Origin of the sequence: Pseudochrobactrum sp. sp1633 (assembly GCF_030376605.1) — a bacterium.
Lineage (GTDB): Bacteria > Pseudomonadota > Alphaproteobacteria > Rhizobiales > Rhizobiaceae > Pseudochrobactrum.
In genome coordinates this window covers 1-12,887 of record NZ_JARRAE010000021.1, presented here as the reverse complement: position 1 = coordinate 12,887, position 12,887 = coordinate 1, and the positions used below count along the sequence as shown (strand labels likewise).

Here is a 12,887-nt window from a genome sequence, read left to right as displayed (position 1 = left end):
CCGTGGACGAATATCCCGTCATTGACCTGTCCCACCTGCTGCCAGCGGCACAGGGTTTGGCCAGGCTGCCGGCAGACGAGCGCATCCAGCGCATTCGCGCCGACCGCTGGATCGGCTACCCGCGCGCGGTCGAGGCGCTGAACCGGCTGGAAACTCTGTATGCGTGGCCGAACAAGCAACGCATGCCAAACCTGCTGCTGGTCGGCCCCACCAACAACGGCAAGTCGATGATCGTCGAGAAATTCCGGCGGGCGCACCCGGTCGGCACCGACGCTGACCAAGAACATATCCCGGTGCTGGTCGTGCAGATGCCGTCAGAGCCATCGGTGATCCGCTTCTATGTCGCGCTGCTGGCTGCGATGGGCGCGCCGCTGCGCCCGCGCCCACGGCTGCCGGAAATGGAGCAACTGGCGCTGGCCCTGCTGCGCAAGGTCGGCGTGCGCATGCTGGTGATCGACGAACTGCACAATGTACTGGCTGGCAACAGCGTTAACCGGCGCGAGTTCCTCAACCTGCTGCGCTTCCTCGGCAACGAGCTGCGTATCCCCCTGGTCGGGGTCGGCACGCGCGAGGCGTACCTGGCCATCCGTTCGGACGATCAGTTGGAAAACCGCTTCGAGCCGATGCTGCTGCCGCCGTGGGAGGCCAATGAGGACTGCTGCTCGCTGCTGGCCAGCTTCGCGGCGTCACTCCCGCTACGGCGGCCATCCCCGATTGCCACGCTGGACATGGCCCGCTACCTGCTCACCCGGAGCGAAGGCACCATCGGCGAGCTTGCACATCTGCTGGTGGCGGCGGCCGTCGCCGCCGTGGAGAGTGGCGAGGAAGCGATCAACCACCGCACGCTCAGCATGGCCGACTACATCGGCCCCAGTGAGCGGCGGCGACAGTTCGAGCGGGAACTGATGTGAAGTCCGCGCCGCGCTGGCCGCTGCATCCGGCACCCAAGGAAGGCGAAGCCCTGTCCTCATGGCTCAACCGGGTCGCCGCCTGCTACCAGATGGACGTGCACGAGCTGCTGGCCCACGATCTTGGTCACAGCCAACTTGATGACCTGGATACCGCACCATCCTTGTCGTTGCTGACGGCGCTCTGCCAGCGCAGTGGCGTCGAGCTGGAGCGGTTGCGCAGCATGAGTCTTGCAGGCTGGGTGCCGTGGCTGCTCGACAGTCTCGACGATTCGGTACCAGCAGCCTTGGAAACCTATACATTCCAATGCGCGGTGCTCCTGCCCAAGCGCACCCGCAAGGTGCGGTCCATCACTCGCTGGCGTGCCTGGCTACCGAGCCAGACGATTCGCCGGGCGTGTCCGCAGTGTCTGAACGATCCAACGAATCAAGCTGTGCTACTCGTCTGGCAGCTCCCCTTGATGCTGAGCTGCCCGCAGCATGGCTGCTGGCTGGAGTCCTACTGGGGCATGCCCGGCCGGTATCTTCAGTGGGAAATCGCCGATGCTGCGCCGCGCCCTGCCGATGACGCAATCGCCTGCATGGACCGGCGCACCTGGCAGGCGCTGACGACGGGTTTTGTGGAGCTGCCGCGTCGGCGTGTCCACGCCGGCTTGTGGTTCCGGCTGCTGCGCACCCTGCTTGATGAGCTGAACACGCCGCTCTCGCACTGCGGCAGTTGCTCGGCGAGCATCCGCCATGTCTGGGAGCGCTGCGGCCATCCGCTGCGCGCCGGGCAGAGTCTGTGGCGTCCCTACGAGATTCTGGCCCCGGCGGTGCAGTGGCAGATGCTGGAGGCGGCGGCCACCGCCATCACGCTGATCGAGTCAAAGGCGCTGATCCCGCGCGGGGAACAGGCCGCGCTGTTTCAGACGGAGCCGCACACTGGTTTCACCAACGGCCTGCCGGCGAAGGTGCCGAAGCCGGAACCCATCAACCACTGGCAACGAGCAGCCCAGGCCATCGATGAGGCCATCATTGAAGCGCGACACAACCCGGAGACGGCCCGCTTGCTGTTCACACTGGCGTCCTACGGGCGACGCGACCCCGAATCCCTGGAACGTTTGCGCGCCACGTTCACCAAGGAGGGCATCCCGCCGGAGTTTTTGTCACATTACGAGCCTGAATGGCCGTTTGCAGGTCTTAGACTAAATGACGGGTTAAGTGACAGTTTTTGACGGCGAGAACTTTCTGGCTCACACTGTCACATAATCGAACGTATACGTGACGGGTGAAAAGGTGCTGATAGGCTACATGCGGGTATCGAAGGCGGACGGCTCCCAGGCTACCGATTTGCAGCGCGACGCGCTGATTGCCGCCGGGGTCGATCCAGTACATCTTTACGAGGACCAGGCATCCGGCATGCGCGAGGATCGGCCCGGCTTGACGAGCTGCCTGAAGGCGTTGCGAACTGGCGACACACTGGTCGTGTGGAAACTGGATCGGCTCGGACGCGACCTGCGACATCTCATCAACACCGTGCACGACCTGACTGGGCGCGGCATCGGCTTGAAGGTATTAACCGGGCACGGCGCGGCCATCGACACCACGACCGCCGCCGGCAAGCTGGTCTTTGGCATCTTCGCCGCCCTGGCCGAGTTCGAGCGCGAGTTGATCGCGGAGCGCACGATTGCCGGCCTAGCCTCGGCCCGCGCGCGCGGGCGGAAAGGCGGCCGGCCGTTCAAGATGACCGCCGCCAAGCTGCGGCTGGCGATGGCGGCAATGGGTCAGCCAGAGACCAAGGTCGGCGACCTGTGCCAGGAACTTGGCGTCACGCGGCAGACCCTGTATCGGCATGTTTCACCCAAGGGTGAGCTACGTCCAGATGGCGAGAAGCTACTCAGCCGAATTTGATGCCGGCATGAGGCAACGTAGCGACAGCGTGGTTTGTCTCAATGGGAAGCGCTCATGATCGATCTTTGAAGGCCCGCAGCAGTCGTGTCACAGACAGGACGAACAAACCGGTCAGCGTGAGGGCTGCGATACCCCAGTACTCTCCGATGAACGCGCCGGCCGTCGTGCCGGCCAGCACAATGGCGAGAATCGGCAAATGGCAGGGACAGGTGAGCACGGCCAGCGCGCCCCACAGGTAGCCGGTGATCGGTTTGTGCGTCTCGGACGGCAAGCGCTCGGGGCTGTTCATGGCAGACTCTCCGCGTGCTGTGCCGGCTCGGTCGGCATGGTGGCCAACTGCACCTCCAGATCGGCCAACGCTTCGCGCCGACGCTCGACGAACTGGCGCAGAACGGCAAGCTGCGCGGCCGCTTCATCGCCGTCCGCAGCATCCAGCGCCCGGCACAGCCGCGCCAGCGCGTCCAGGCCGATGCCCGCCTCGAAGGCCGCCCGCACGAAGCACAGCCGTTGCAAGGCGGCATCATCGAACAGGCCATAGCCGCCCGGGGTGCACGCCACCGGACGCAGCAATCCGCGCAGCAGGTAGTCGCGCACGATATGCACGCTCACCCCGGCATCAAGGGCCAGCCGGGACACGGTGTAGGCGCTCATTGAAAACCTCCTTTTTTTATCCAGCGCAGCAGGAAAGCTGCTTCACGTCCTTGTTGAAGGTCTGCGCCGCAAGCTTCAACCCCTCGACCATTGTCAGGTAGGGGAACAACTGGTCGGCCAGTTCCTGCACCGTCATGCGGTTGCGGATGGCGAGCACCGCCGTCTGGATCAGTTCGCCCGCTTCCGGGGCCACCGCCTGCACGCCGATGAGCCGTCCGCTACCTTCCTCGATGACCAGCTTGATGAAGCCGCGTGTGTCGAAGTTGGCAAGCGCTCGCGGAACGTTGTCGAGTGTCAGCGTGCGACTGTCGGTCTCGATGCCATCGTGGTGCGCTTCCGCCTCGCTGTAGCCCACGGTGGCGACTTGCGGGTCGGTGAACACCACTGCCGGCATCGCGGTCAGATTGAGGGCTGCGTCGCCGCCGGTCATGTTGATCGCGGCACGGGTGCCGGCGGCCGCTGCCACGTAGACGAACTGCGGCTGGTCGGTGCAGTCGCCGGCCGCGTAGATGTTCGGGTTGCTCGTGCGCATGCCTTGGTCGATAACGATGGCCCCTTGCGCATTGACAGTGACCCCCGCCGCGTCCAGCGCGAGGCTGCGCGTATTCGGTGCCCGACCGGTGGCAACCAGCAACTTGTCAGCGCGCAATTCACCGTGTCCGGTGGTCAGCACGAATTCGCCGTTCACATGGGCGACCTGGCTGGCTTGCGTGTGCTCCAGCACCTCGATGCCCTCGGCGCGGAAAGCGGCTGTCACGGCCTCGCCGATGGCCGGGTCTTCCCGGAAGAACAAGGTGCTGCGTGCCAGGATCGTGACCTGGCTGCCGAGCCGGGCAAAGGCTTGCGCCAGTTCCAACGCCACCACCGACGAACCGATCACGGCCAGGCGTGCGGGAATGGTGTCGCTGACAAGCGCTTCGGTGGAAGTCCAGTAGGGTGACTCTTTCAGGCCCGGAATCGGCGGCACGGCCGGACTGGCACCGGTGGCGACCAGGCAGCGGTCGAACGTTACCTCGCGCTCGCCACCCTCGTTCAAACGGACGACCAGGCTCTGGTCGTCCTTGAAACGCGCTTCACCGTGCAAAACGGTGATGGCTGGATTGCCGTCCAGGATGCCTTCGTATTTGGCGTGCCGCAGTTCATCGACACGGGCCTGCTGCTGGGCCAGCAGTTTGCTGCGGTCAATCGCAGGCACAGTTGCCGCAATACCGCCGTCGAACGGACTTTCCCGGCGCAGATGGGCAATATGGGCAGCGCGGATCATGATCTTGGACGGCACACAGCCGATATTGACGCAGGTGCCGCCGATGGTGCCGCGTTCGATCAGCGTGACCGTCGCGCCTTGCTCGACGGCCTTCAGCGCCGCCGCCATCGCGGCCCCGCCGCTGCCAATGATGGCGATATGCAAACCGGCGCCCTCAAGTGCATCACGGATTTTTGGTTCATCTTTGAAATCACCAACCCGGATCGAGCCTTGATAACCCAATGCGGCGATGGCGGCCAGCAGTTGGTTGTGGCTCACGGCGGTGTCTGCCATGACTTGCGCGCGGCTTTCTGGATAGGACACCACAGCGGCATTCACGCCGGGAATCTTTTCCAAAGCATCTTTGACATGGGTGGCGCAGGATGTGCAGGTCATGCCATTCACGGTGATTTCGGTCATTTTTTTACTCCATTGAATTTCGGTGTGCAGCAGGCATCGGCTTGGCGTTTTCGTTGGATGGCGTAGATGGTCAAGCCGATGAAAATCGCCAGCGCAGGCAGCAGCACATAGTCCAGATAGCCGGTCAGCGCGGACAAGCCGACCACACCGAGCAAAATGACCAGAACAGGGGTGAAGCAACACAGCGCCACGAGGGTTGTGCCAATGATGCTGACCCGCAGCAGTGTCTTCGGGTCTTTCATGATCAGTTCTTGACTGATGATGGGTAGCCCGCATCCTCGGTAGCCTTGGTCAGTTTCTGCACGCTGGTCTTGGCATCATCGAAGGTGACCACCGCTTCGCGCGTCTCGAAGGTCACGTCAACTTTACTGACGCCATCGACCTTGGAAATCGCCTTCTTGACAGTGATCGGACAGGCCGAGCAGGTCATGCCCGGTACGGACAGCGTAACGGTCTGGGTGGCGGCCCACACGGGGGCAACAACGGCAGCGAGGGCAAGGGCGGAAAGCAGCTTTTTCATGGTGAACTCCTGTGATCAATAGAAAAATGGCACGACGTAGGGAAATCCGAGCGCGACCAAAACCAGCACGGCCACGCCCCAGAAAATGAGCTTGTAAGTAGCTCGCACTTGGGGAATCGCGCAAACCTCACCCGGTTTGCAGGCGGCTGACGGCCGGTAGATGCGCCGCCAGGCGAAGAACAACGCCACCAGCGCCACGCCGATAAAGATGGGGCGATAGGGTTCCAACACCGTCAAGTTGCCGATCCAAGCGCCGCTGAACCCCAAGGCGATCAGAACCAGCGGCCCGAGGCAGCAAGCCGAGGCGAGGATGGCGGCCAGCCCGCCAGTGAAGAGCGCGCCGCGCCCGTTTTGAGGTTCAGACATACGTTTGTCCTTTCGAATCTGAATTGGATAGCTTAAGCTTACTTCCGTAGTTATGTACGGAGTCAAGCGATATGGAAAACAATTTGGAGAACCTGACCATTGGCGTTTTCGCCAGGACGGCCGGGGTCAATGTGGAGACCATCCGGTTCTATCAGCGCAAGGGCTTGCTCCCGGAACCGGACAAGCCTTACGGCAGCATTCGCCGCTATGGCGAGACGGATGTAACGCGGGTGCGCTTCGTGAAATCAGCCCAGCGGTTGGGCTTCAGCCTGGATGAGATCGCCGAGCTGCTGCGGCTGGAGGATGGCACCCATTGCGAGGAAGCCAGCAGCCTGGCCGAGCACAAGCTCAAGGACGTGCGCGAGAGGATGGCTGACCTGGCGCGCATGGAGGCCGTGCTGTCTGATTTGGTGTGCGCCTGCCATGCGCGGAAGGGGAACGTTTCCTGCCCGCTGATTGCGTCACTGCAAGGGAAGAAAGAACCGCGCAGTGCGGACGCGGTGTAGCCCGAGGGAACTACGCCTTAGCGTGCTTTATTTTCCGTTTTCTGAGGCGACTCCAACGTCAGAAAAGACCGTGCGGTCGACTTTTGATATTTCGTGCTGTCGCCTTCTGAAAGTGACAGCGCGGCACGGGAATCAAGGCATTGCGATTCTCGAAAATAGTTCTTGAAATTCTATTCTTGATTGCATATCATCTCAACGAGTTTCGATAAGAAAGGATGCGCATGCGACCGTCTGTTGTGCTTGACATGAAGCGAAGCGCAGTGCGTGAAGCGGTAGGCCGCTTTCGCGCCGCGAACCCGCGCGTCTTCGGCTCGGTGCTGCATGGCACCGACCGGGATGGCAGCGACCTCGACCTGTTGGTCGATGCGCTGCCCGGTGCCACGTTGTTGGACTTGGGCGATTTGGAAGAAGAACTGAAATCGCTGCTCGGCGTTGACGTCGATCTGCTGACTCCCGGCGACCTGCCGCCGAAGTTCCGGGCCAAGGTGCTCGCGGAGGCGCAACCGATATGAGCGAGAACCGCCTGCCCGATTACCTCGACCACATTCAGCAGGCCGCAACCGATGCGCGCAGCTTCGTGGAAGGGATGGCCAAGGACGACTTCTTGGCCGACAAGCGCACCCAGCAGGCCGTCATCATGAGCCTGATCGTCATCGGCGAGGCGGCCACAAAGGTGATGGATGGCTACGTCGAGTTCACCCAGGCGCATGCCGACGTGCCGTGGCGCAGCATGCGCAATATGCGTAATCGCATGGCTCACGGCTATTTCGACATCAACCTCGATGTGGTGTGGGAGACGGTACAGGAATGGCTGCCGGCGTTGCTCCAGCAATTGCCCGCCGTGCGTCAGGATGCCGACGATGAAGACCGTAACGACAAAGGCATGGAGCCATGACCAATCAAGCCGCCGATGTTCGGCCCCTCTGGCGTGTTCGATCCCGCGACCTATGAGCCGCGCTCGGGCAAGACCTTCTGGATGGCCGCAACGGACGTGAGTTCGCTGGTGGGCAAGGAGGCAGCAGCCGACACGCTCATCGGCAACTGCACGACCGCACGACCAGCCTCCCGTTCAAATTCGAGTTAGAACTCATATCCAGCCTGTCTGGGGGCACTGTGAAAGAGGGATCTCCGATGACTGTTGAATCGAGAATATTTTCTGTAGCCGAGTATGTTCAGCCGTCCGAAGGCGAGCCTATTCGTTCCGTTGTGCTTGAAACCCGAGACTCAATTATCGTGGTTTGGCATGTCCATCCCGGGCAGGAAATTGCGGCTCACATTCATCCTCACGGCCAAGACACGTGGACTGTTTTGTCGGGAATGGCTGATTACTTTCAGGGCAATGGGATTGTTCGTGCCCTCAGGGAAGGTGAGATAGCCGTGGCAAGACCGGGCCAAGTGCACGGGGCGCGAAATACAGGTACCGAGCCATTTGTGTTCGTCTCGGTTGTGGCATCAGCCAATGCCGGTTTCGTATTGGCTGAGCGATAGAGCCCAATCTCTGGAGTTGGTCCAATGAGCGGTCGGGGAGATAGGTAACAGACATGCAGCGGACACGGCTGCTAAACCAGGTCGCAAACCTCCTTGCGTCGCAGCGTGCCGCAAGCGACGCGATCAATCGAATGGGGTCGGCATGAGACTGAACACCATCCAGTTCCCGACCGCGTAGCCGCCTGTCCTGCCGATCAGGTCTTGACCATCGACGCCTGGGATCAGTCCTGAATGTTCTTGGAGACCACTACGTTATGAGCCGCAGCCGCCGCAAAACACCCATCGTCGGGCACACGACCTGCGGCAGCGAGCGCGAGGACAAGAAGCTCTGGCATCAGCGCTGGCGCACCCGTGAGCGCACGGCGCTGACCAGCGCGTCGCCCGAAGCCCTGAGCGCCCATCTGCCCCTGCTGGAAAACCAGGCCAGCAGCGTCTGGTCGATGGGCAAGGATGGCCGCTCCTACTGGCCCGTCAAGCGCCAGGCCGCCACGGCGGATCGCATCGCCAATCACAAGGGACGCAACCCGCAAGAACGCGCCTCCCTGAAAAAGCGCCTGCTGCGCAAGTGGATGAGCAAATGAAGCTCTCCTTCCATCAGCACATTGCGCTGTTCTGGATGATCGGTGCTCCGGGCGTCTTCGCGCCCGTGATCGAGAACGCCAAGCGGCCCGATGCCGGCGCCGTCATGGCGTGGGGTGTCGCGATCGTGGCGGTGATGATCCTCTTCACCCCTTTGCTGCTGCGCTGTCCACCATTCCGGCGCTGGTATGGCCGGACGGATGCGCTGTCGGAGCGGCAGCGCCAGGCGCTTGCCGAGCGCGGCCTGCGCCGCTACTACCAGACCGCTTTCGATGACGGCTACGTGCCCCGCGTGATGCCCTACGTGTGGCGCATCATCTGGACGGTCGGCGGGTTGATGGCTGTGACCGCCGTACTGCCTACCAACACCGGACGGCCAGCCTTCGATGCCTTGGTGGTCTTCTCGACCTGGTATCCGATAGGCGTGATGCTGCTGGTTTTCGCGTCGAGGCCCCTTGGCCGGTTGATTCGCCAAAGAGCACAGGAGCGGCGGAAATGAGCACGTCAACCATCGAGGCGCTGGCCAGCGCCTGGGCAAGGATTGCCGAGGAAGCGGAATTCCCCGCTGACTACGAGGGGACTGCCACACCACAAGCGCATCGGGCTAGCGAAGCTATTCAGGAGCAGATTCGGGAGCGCATCGTCGCCACCAACGACATGCGGCTGTTCAGCCTGCTGCACCTGCTGGGTCAGGCGTCGCTGCGCATGGAGCAAGCGCTGTGGCCGGAGGATTACGAGCGGATGACGCGCGAGGTTGAGGAAGCCCTGCGGCAAGCCACCGACGCCAACGCCAGATCGTACACCCACGAAGAAGTGATGCAGGCGATGCAGGAACGCATCGACCGGGCGCGAGACAAGCCATGTTGATTGGCTATGCGCGCGTCTCGACGCAGGATCAGAACCTGGAGCTGCAACGCGAAGCCTTGAGCAAGGCCGGATGTAAAAAGGTCTTCGAGGACAAGGTGAGTGGCACGCGGGCAGACCGGCCTGGCTTGGCCAAGACGCTCGAAATGCTGCGCGAAGGCGATACTTTGGTCGTCTGGAAGCTCGACCGGCTGGGCCGGTCGGTCAAGCAACTGGTCGATCTGGTCGGCGATCTGCACAAGCACGGTGTCCAGTTCAGGAGCCTCACCGACTCCATCGATACCGGCACACCATCCGGGCGGTTCTTCTTCCACGTCATGGCGAGCCTTGCCGAAATGGAGCGCGAGCTGACCGTCGAGCGCACCCGCGCCGGGCTGGAAGTCGCCAAGCAGCTCGGCCGCAAAGGCGGCCGCAAGCCGAAGATGACCGACAGCAAGATCGAGTCGGCCAAGAAGCTGCTGGCCAGCGGGGTGCCGCCCAAGGACGTGGCCAAGAACCTCGGCGTGTCCATTCCGACGCTGTACCGCTGGGTGCCAGCCTCCACGCACGCTTAGCGTGCTTTATTTTCCGTTTTCTGAGACGACCCCTACTACACCTTCAACGACTCCGACCTGTCGCTGATCCGCCAGCGGCGCGGCGACGCCAACCGCCTGGGCTTCGCGGTGCAGCTCAGCCTGCTGCGATATCCAGGCTATGCGCTGGGCAGCGACAGCGAGTTGCCCGAGCCGGTCATCCAGTGGGTGGCCAAGCAAGTTCAGGTCGACCCAACGAGTTGGGCGAAATACGGCGAACGCGACGTGACTCGCCGCGAGCACGCCCAGGAACTGCGCACCTACCTACAACTGGCCCCGTTCGGCCTGTCCGACTTCCGCGCCCTGGTGCGCGAGCTGACCGAGTTGGCCCAGCAGACCGACAAGGGGTTGCTGCTGGCCGGCCAGGCGCTGGAGAGTCTGCGGCAGAAGCGGCGCATCCTGCCGGCGCTGAGCGTGATTGACCGGGCCTGCTCGGAAGCCATTGCGCGGGCCAATCGCCGGGTCTACCGCGCCCTGGTCGAACCACTCACGGACTCGCATCGGGCCAAGCTGGACGAGCTGTTGAAGCTCAAGGCCGGCAGCAGCATCACCTGGTTGACCTGGTTGCGGCAGGCCCCACTAAAACCGAACTCCCGGCACATGCTCGAACACATCGAGCGGCTGAAGACATTTCAGCTGGTGGATTTGCCCGAAGCTCTGGGCCGGCACATCCACCAGAACCGCCTGCTCAAGCTGGCCCGCGAGGGTGGGCAGATGACGCCCAAAGACCTCGGTAAGTTCGAGCCGCAGCGGCGCTACGCGACCCTGGCCGCCGTGGTGCTGGAGAGTACGGCGACCGTGATTGATGAGCTGGTCGATCTGCACGACCGCATCCTGGTCAAGCTGTTCAGCGGCGCGAAGCACAAGCATCAGCAGCAGTTCCAGAAGCAAGGCAAGGCGATCAACGACAAGGTGCGCCTGTACTCCAAGATCGGCCAGGCCCTGCTGGAGGCCAAGGAAAGCGGCAGCGATCCCTACGCCGCCATCGAGGCGGTGATTCCCTGGGACGAGTTCACCGAGAGCGTCAGCGAGGCCGAGCTGCTGGCCCGGCCGGAGGGCTTCGACCATCTGCACCTGGTTGGCGAGAACTTCGCCACCCTGCGCCGCTATACGCCGGCCTTGTTGGAGGTGCTGGAACTGCGCGCCGCCCCGGCTGCGCAAGGCGTGCTGGCGGCCGTGCAGACCCTGCGCGAGATGAACGCCGACAACCTGCGCAAGGTGCCGGCCGATGCGCCCACCGCCTTCATCAAGCCGCGCTGGAGGCCGCTAGTGATAACCCCGGAAGGCCTCGACCGGCGCTTCTACGAAATCTGCGCCCTGTCAGAGCTGAAGAACGCGCTGCGCTCCGGCGACATCTGGGTCAAGGGCTCGCGGCAGTTCCGCGACTTCGACGACTACCTGCTGCCGGCAGAGAGGTTCGCCGCGCTCAAGCATGCGCAGGCTCTGCCCCTGGCGATCAACCCGAACAGCAACCAGTACCTGGAAGAGCGCTTGCAGCTGCTGGACGAGCAGCTGGCCACCGTCACCCGCCTGGCCAAGGACAACGAGCTGCCCGATGCCATCCTCACCGAGTCAGGGCTGAAGATCACCCCACTGGATTCCGCGGTGCCCAATACCGCGCAGGCGCTGATCGACCAGACCAGCCAGTTGCTGCCGCGCATCAAGATCACCGAACTGCTGATGGACGTGGACGACTGGACGGGCTTCAGCCGCCACTTCACCCACCTGAAGGACGGTGCCGAGGCCAAAGACCGGACATTGCTGCTGTCAGCGATCCTGGGCGATGCGATCAACCTCGGGCTGACCAAGATGGCCGAGTCGAGCCCCGGCCTGACCTACGCCAAGCTGTCCTGGCTGCAAGCCTGGCACATCCGCGATGAAACCTATTCGGCGGCCTTGGCCGAGCTGGTCAATCACCAGTACCGCCATGCCTTCGCTGCCCATTGGGGCGACGGCACCACCTCATCCTCCGATGGCCAGCGCTTCCGCGCTGGCGGCCGGGGTGAGAGCACCGGGCACGTCAACCCGAAGTACGGCAGCGAGCCAGGACGGCTGTTCTACACCCACATCTCCGACCAATACGCGCCGTTCAGCACACGCGTGGTGAATGTCGGCGTCCGAGATTCCACCTATGTGCTCGACGGCCTGCTGTATCACGAGTCCGACCTGCGGATCGAGGAGCACTACACCGACACGGCCGGTTTCACCGATCACGTCTTCGCCCTGATGCACCTGCTGGGCTTCCGCTTCGCGCCACGCATCCGCGACCTCGGCGAAACCAAACTGTACGTGCCGCAGGGCGTGCAGGCCTACCCGACGCTGCGCCCGCTGATCGGTGGCACCCTGAACATCAAGCACGTGCGCGCTCATTGGGACGACATCCTGCGCCTGGCCAGCTCGATCAAGCAGGGCACCGTTACCGCCTCGCTGATGCTGCGCAAGCTCGGCAGCTATCCGCGTCAGAACGGCCTGGCTGTCGCCCTGCGCGAACTGGGCCGGATCGAACGCACGCTGTTCATCCTGGACTGGCTGCAAAGTGTTGAACTGCGCCGCCGCGTGCATGCCGGCCTGAACAAAGGTGAGGCGCGCAACTCGCTGGCCAGGGCGGTGTTCTTCAACCGCCTTGGGGAAATCAGGGATCGGAGCTTCGAGCAGCAGCGCTACCGGGCCAGCGGCCTCAACCTGGTGACGGCGGCTATCGTGCTGTGGAACACGGTGTACCTGGAACGCGCCACCCAGGGGTTGGTCGAGGCCGGCAAGCCGGTGGACGGCGAGCTGCTGCAATTCCTGTCGCCGCTGGGCTGGGAGCACATCAACCTAACCGGCGATTACGTCTGGCGGCAGAGCCGCAGACTGGAAGACGGGAAGTTTCGGCCC

At 63.1% G+C, this 12,887-nt stretch carries 17 protein-coding genes and 1 pseudogene; 12 read left to right on the top strand and 6 right to left on the bottom strand.

What is annotated here, in order from left to right:
• Nucleotides 1-2 precede the first annotated feature (2 nt).
• The 3 genes from P8H26_RS16260 to P8H26_RS16250 all read left to right on the top strand — a co-directional run bounded on the left by P8H26_RS16260 (nucleotide 3) and on the right by P8H26_RS16250 (nucleotide 2,801).
• On the top strand, nucleotides 3-911 hold the full coding sequence (locus tag P8H26_RS16260; protein WP_003465065.1) for a TniB family NTP-binding protein: 909 nt from the start codon (nucleotides 3-5) through the stop codon (nucleotides 909-911).
• Nucleotides 908-2,125, top strand: a complete 1,218-nt coding sequence (locus P8H26_RS16255) for a TniQ family protein (RefSeq protein ID WP_003465063.1) — start codon at nucleotides 908-910, stop codon at nucleotides 2,123-2,125. The genes P8H26_RS16260 and P8H26_RS16255 overlap by 4 nt, the downstream gene beginning before the upstream one ends.
• 61 nt (nucleotides 2,126-2,186) lie before the next feature.
• A complete protein-coding gene (locus P8H26_RS16250; RefSeq protein ID WP_000904941.1) occupies nucleotides 2,187-2,801 on the top strand; it encodes a recombinase family protein in 615 nt (204 codons plus the stop codon).
• A gap of 52 nt (nucleotides 2,802-2,853) precedes the next feature.
• On the opposite strand, the gene merE is transcribed toward P8H26_RS16250, so the two are convergent.
• From merE to merT, 6 genes are read right to left on the bottom strand one after another with little or no spacing between them, the layout of a single operon-like run.
• On the bottom strand, nucleotides 2,854-3,090 hold the full coding sequence (gene merE / locus P8H26_RS16245) for a broad-spectrum mercury transporter MerE (protein ID WP_001087809.1): 237 nt from the start codon (nucleotides 3,088-3,090) through the stop codon (nucleotides 2,854-2,856).
• Nucleotides 3,087-3,452: a mercury resistance co-regulator MerD gene (gene merD / locus P8H26_RS16240; RefSeq protein WP_003465059.1), complete on the bottom strand. Its 366-nt coding sequence runs from the start codon at nucleotides 3,450-3,452 to the stop codon at nucleotides 3,087-3,089. Before merD ends, merE begins: the two co-directional genes overlap by 4 nt.
• Before the next feature lie 16 nt (nucleotides 3,453-3,468).
• Entirely contained in the window at nucleotides 3,469-5,115 is a 1,647-nt protein-coding gene (gene merA / locus P8H26_RS16235; protein WP_000136268.1) for a mercury(II) reductase, read from the bottom strand.
• On the bottom strand, nucleotides 5,112-5,357 hold the full coding sequence (gene merF, locus P8H26_RS16230) for a mercury resistance system transport protein MerF (protein ID WP_000654684.1): 246 nt from the start codon (nucleotides 5,355-5,357) through the stop codon (nucleotides 5,112-5,114). The genes merA and merF overlap by 4 nt, the downstream gene beginning before the upstream one ends.
• A gap of 2 nt (nucleotides 5,358-5,359) precedes the next feature.
• Nucleotides 5,360-5,635: a mercury resistance system periplasmic binding protein MerP gene (merP, locus tag P8H26_RS16225; protein ID WP_000735441.1), complete on the bottom strand. Its 276-nt coding sequence runs from the start codon at nucleotides 5,633-5,635 to the stop codon at nucleotides 5,360-5,362.
• Nucleotides 5,636-5,650: 15 nt separating this feature from the next.
• On the bottom strand, nucleotides 5,651-6,001 hold the full coding sequence (gene merT, locus P8H26_RS16220; protein ID WP_001294667.1) for a mercuric ion transporter MerT: 351 nt from the start codon (nucleotides 5,999-6,001) through the stop codon (nucleotides 5,651-5,653).
• A 71-nt stretch (nucleotides 6,002-6,072) separates the two neighbouring features.
• Between merT and merR the strand changes: the two genes are divergently transcribed.
• The 9 genes and pseudogenes from merR to P8H26_RS16175 all read left to right on the top strand — a co-directional run.
• Nucleotides 6,073-6,507, top strand: a complete 435-nt coding sequence (gene merR, locus P8H26_RS16215; protein WP_000429838.1) for an Hg(II)-responsive transcriptional regulator — start codon at nucleotides 6,073-6,075, stop codon at nucleotides 6,505-6,507.
• Between the two features lie 221 nt (nucleotides 6,508-6,728).
• Nucleotides 6,729-7,019: a nucleotidyltransferase family protein gene (locus P8H26_RS16210; RefSeq protein ID WP_001247892.1), complete on the top strand. Its 291-nt coding sequence runs from the start codon at nucleotides 6,729-6,731 to the stop codon at nucleotides 7,017-7,019.
• Nucleotides 7,016-7,402, top strand: a complete 387-nt coding sequence (locus P8H26_RS16205; RefSeq protein WP_003100872.1) for a DUF86 domain-containing protein — start codon at nucleotides 7,016-7,018, stop codon at nucleotides 7,400-7,402. Before P8H26_RS16210 ends, P8H26_RS16205 begins: the two co-directional genes overlap by 4 nt.
• Before the next feature lie 236 nt (nucleotides 7,403-7,638).
• A complete protein-coding gene (locus P8H26_RS16200) occupies nucleotides 7,639-7,995 on the top strand; it encodes a cupin domain-containing protein (RefSeq protein ID WP_003465043.1) in 357 nt (118 codons plus the stop codon).
• 254 nt (nucleotides 7,996-8,249) lie between these two features.
• Entirely contained in the window at nucleotides 8,250-8,576 is a 327-nt protein-coding gene (locus P8H26_RS16195) for a hypothetical protein (RefSeq protein WP_003100858.1), read from the top strand.
• Complete coding sequence (locus P8H26_RS16190; protein WP_003100856.1) at nucleotides 8,573-9,073, top strand: hypothetical protein; 501 nt, start codon at nucleotides 8,573-8,575, stop codon at nucleotides 9,071-9,073. The genes P8H26_RS16195 and P8H26_RS16190 overlap by 4 nt, the downstream gene beginning before the upstream one ends.
• The gene (locus P8H26_RS16185) at nucleotides 9,070-9,441 is read left to right on the top strand and encodes a hypothetical protein (RefSeq protein WP_003100853.1); all 372 of its coding nucleotides are present in this window, start codon (nucleotides 9,070-9,072) and stop codon (nucleotides 9,439-9,441) included. The genes P8H26_RS16190 and P8H26_RS16185 overlap by 4 nt, the downstream gene beginning before the upstream one ends.
• A complete protein-coding gene (locus tag P8H26_RS16180; RefSeq protein WP_003100847.1) occupies nucleotides 9,435-9,992 on the top strand; it encodes a recombinase family protein in 558 nt (185 codons plus the stop codon). The genes P8H26_RS16185 and P8H26_RS16180 overlap by 7 nt, the downstream gene beginning before the upstream one ends.
• A 33-nt stretch (nucleotides 9,993-10,025) precedes the next feature.
• Nucleotides 10,026-12,887 (top strand): annotated as a pseudogene (locus tag P8H26_RS16175) (Tn3-like element TnAs1 family transposase); the annotation flags it as partial.

What these genes read in the sequence shown, in the direction of transcription:
- merE (WP_001087809.1), bottom strand. Translation starts at nt 3,090, where the DNA reads ATGAACAGCCCCGAGCGCTTGCCGTCCGAGACGCACAAACCGATCACC.
- merD (WP_003465059.1), bottom strand. Translation starts at nt 3,452, where the DNA reads ATGAGCGCCTACACCGTGTCCCGGCTGGCCCTTGATGCCGGGGTGAGC.
- merA (WP_000136268.1), bottom strand. Translation starts at nt 5,115, where the DNA reads ATGACCGAAATCACCGTGAATGGCATGACCTGCACATCCTGCGCCACC.
- merF (WP_000654684.1), bottom strand. Translation starts at nt 5,357, where the DNA reads ATGAAAGACCCGAAGACACTGCTGCGGGTCAGCATCATTGGCACAACC.
- merP (WP_000735441.1), bottom strand. Translation starts at nt 5,635, where the DNA reads ATGAAAAAGCTGCTTTCCGCCCTTGCCCTCGCTGCCGTTGTTGCCCCC.
- merT (WP_001294667.1), bottom strand. Translation starts at nt 6,001, where the DNA reads ATGTCTGAACCTCAAAACGGGCGCGGCGCGCTCTTCACTGGCGGGCTG.
- merR (WP_000429838.1), top strand. Translation starts at nt 6,073, where the DNA reads ATGGAAAACAATTTGGAGAACCTGACCATTGGCGTTTTCGCCAGGACG.
- P8H26_RS16210 (WP_001247892.1), top strand. Translation starts at nt 6,729, where the DNA reads ATGCGACCGTCTGTTGTGCTTGACATGAAGCGAAGCGCAGTGCGTGAA.
- P8H26_RS16205 (WP_003100872.1), top strand. Translation starts at nt 7,016, where the DNA reads ATGAGCGAGAACCGCCTGCCCGATTACCTCGACCACATTCAGCAGGCC.
- P8H26_RS16200 (WP_003465043.1), top strand. Translation starts at nt 7,639, where the DNA reads ATGACTGTTGAATCGAGAATATTTTCTGTAGCCGAGTATGTTCAGCCG.
- P8H26_RS16195 (WP_003100858.1), top strand. Translation starts at nt 8,250, where the DNA reads ATGAGCCGCAGCCGCCGCAAAACACCCATCGTCGGGCACACGACCTGC.
- P8H26_RS16190 (WP_003100856.1), top strand. Translation starts at nt 8,573, where the DNA reads ATGAAGCTCTCCTTCCATCAGCACATTGCGCTGTTCTGGATGATCGGT.
- P8H26_RS16185 (WP_003100853.1), top strand. Translation starts at nt 9,070, where the DNA reads ATGAGCACGTCAACCATCGAGGCGCTGGCCAGCGCCTGGGCAAGGATT.
- P8H26_RS16180 (WP_003100847.1), top strand. Translation starts at nt 9,435, where the DNA reads ATGTTGATTGGCTATGCGCGCGTCTCGACGCAGGATCAGAACCTGGAG.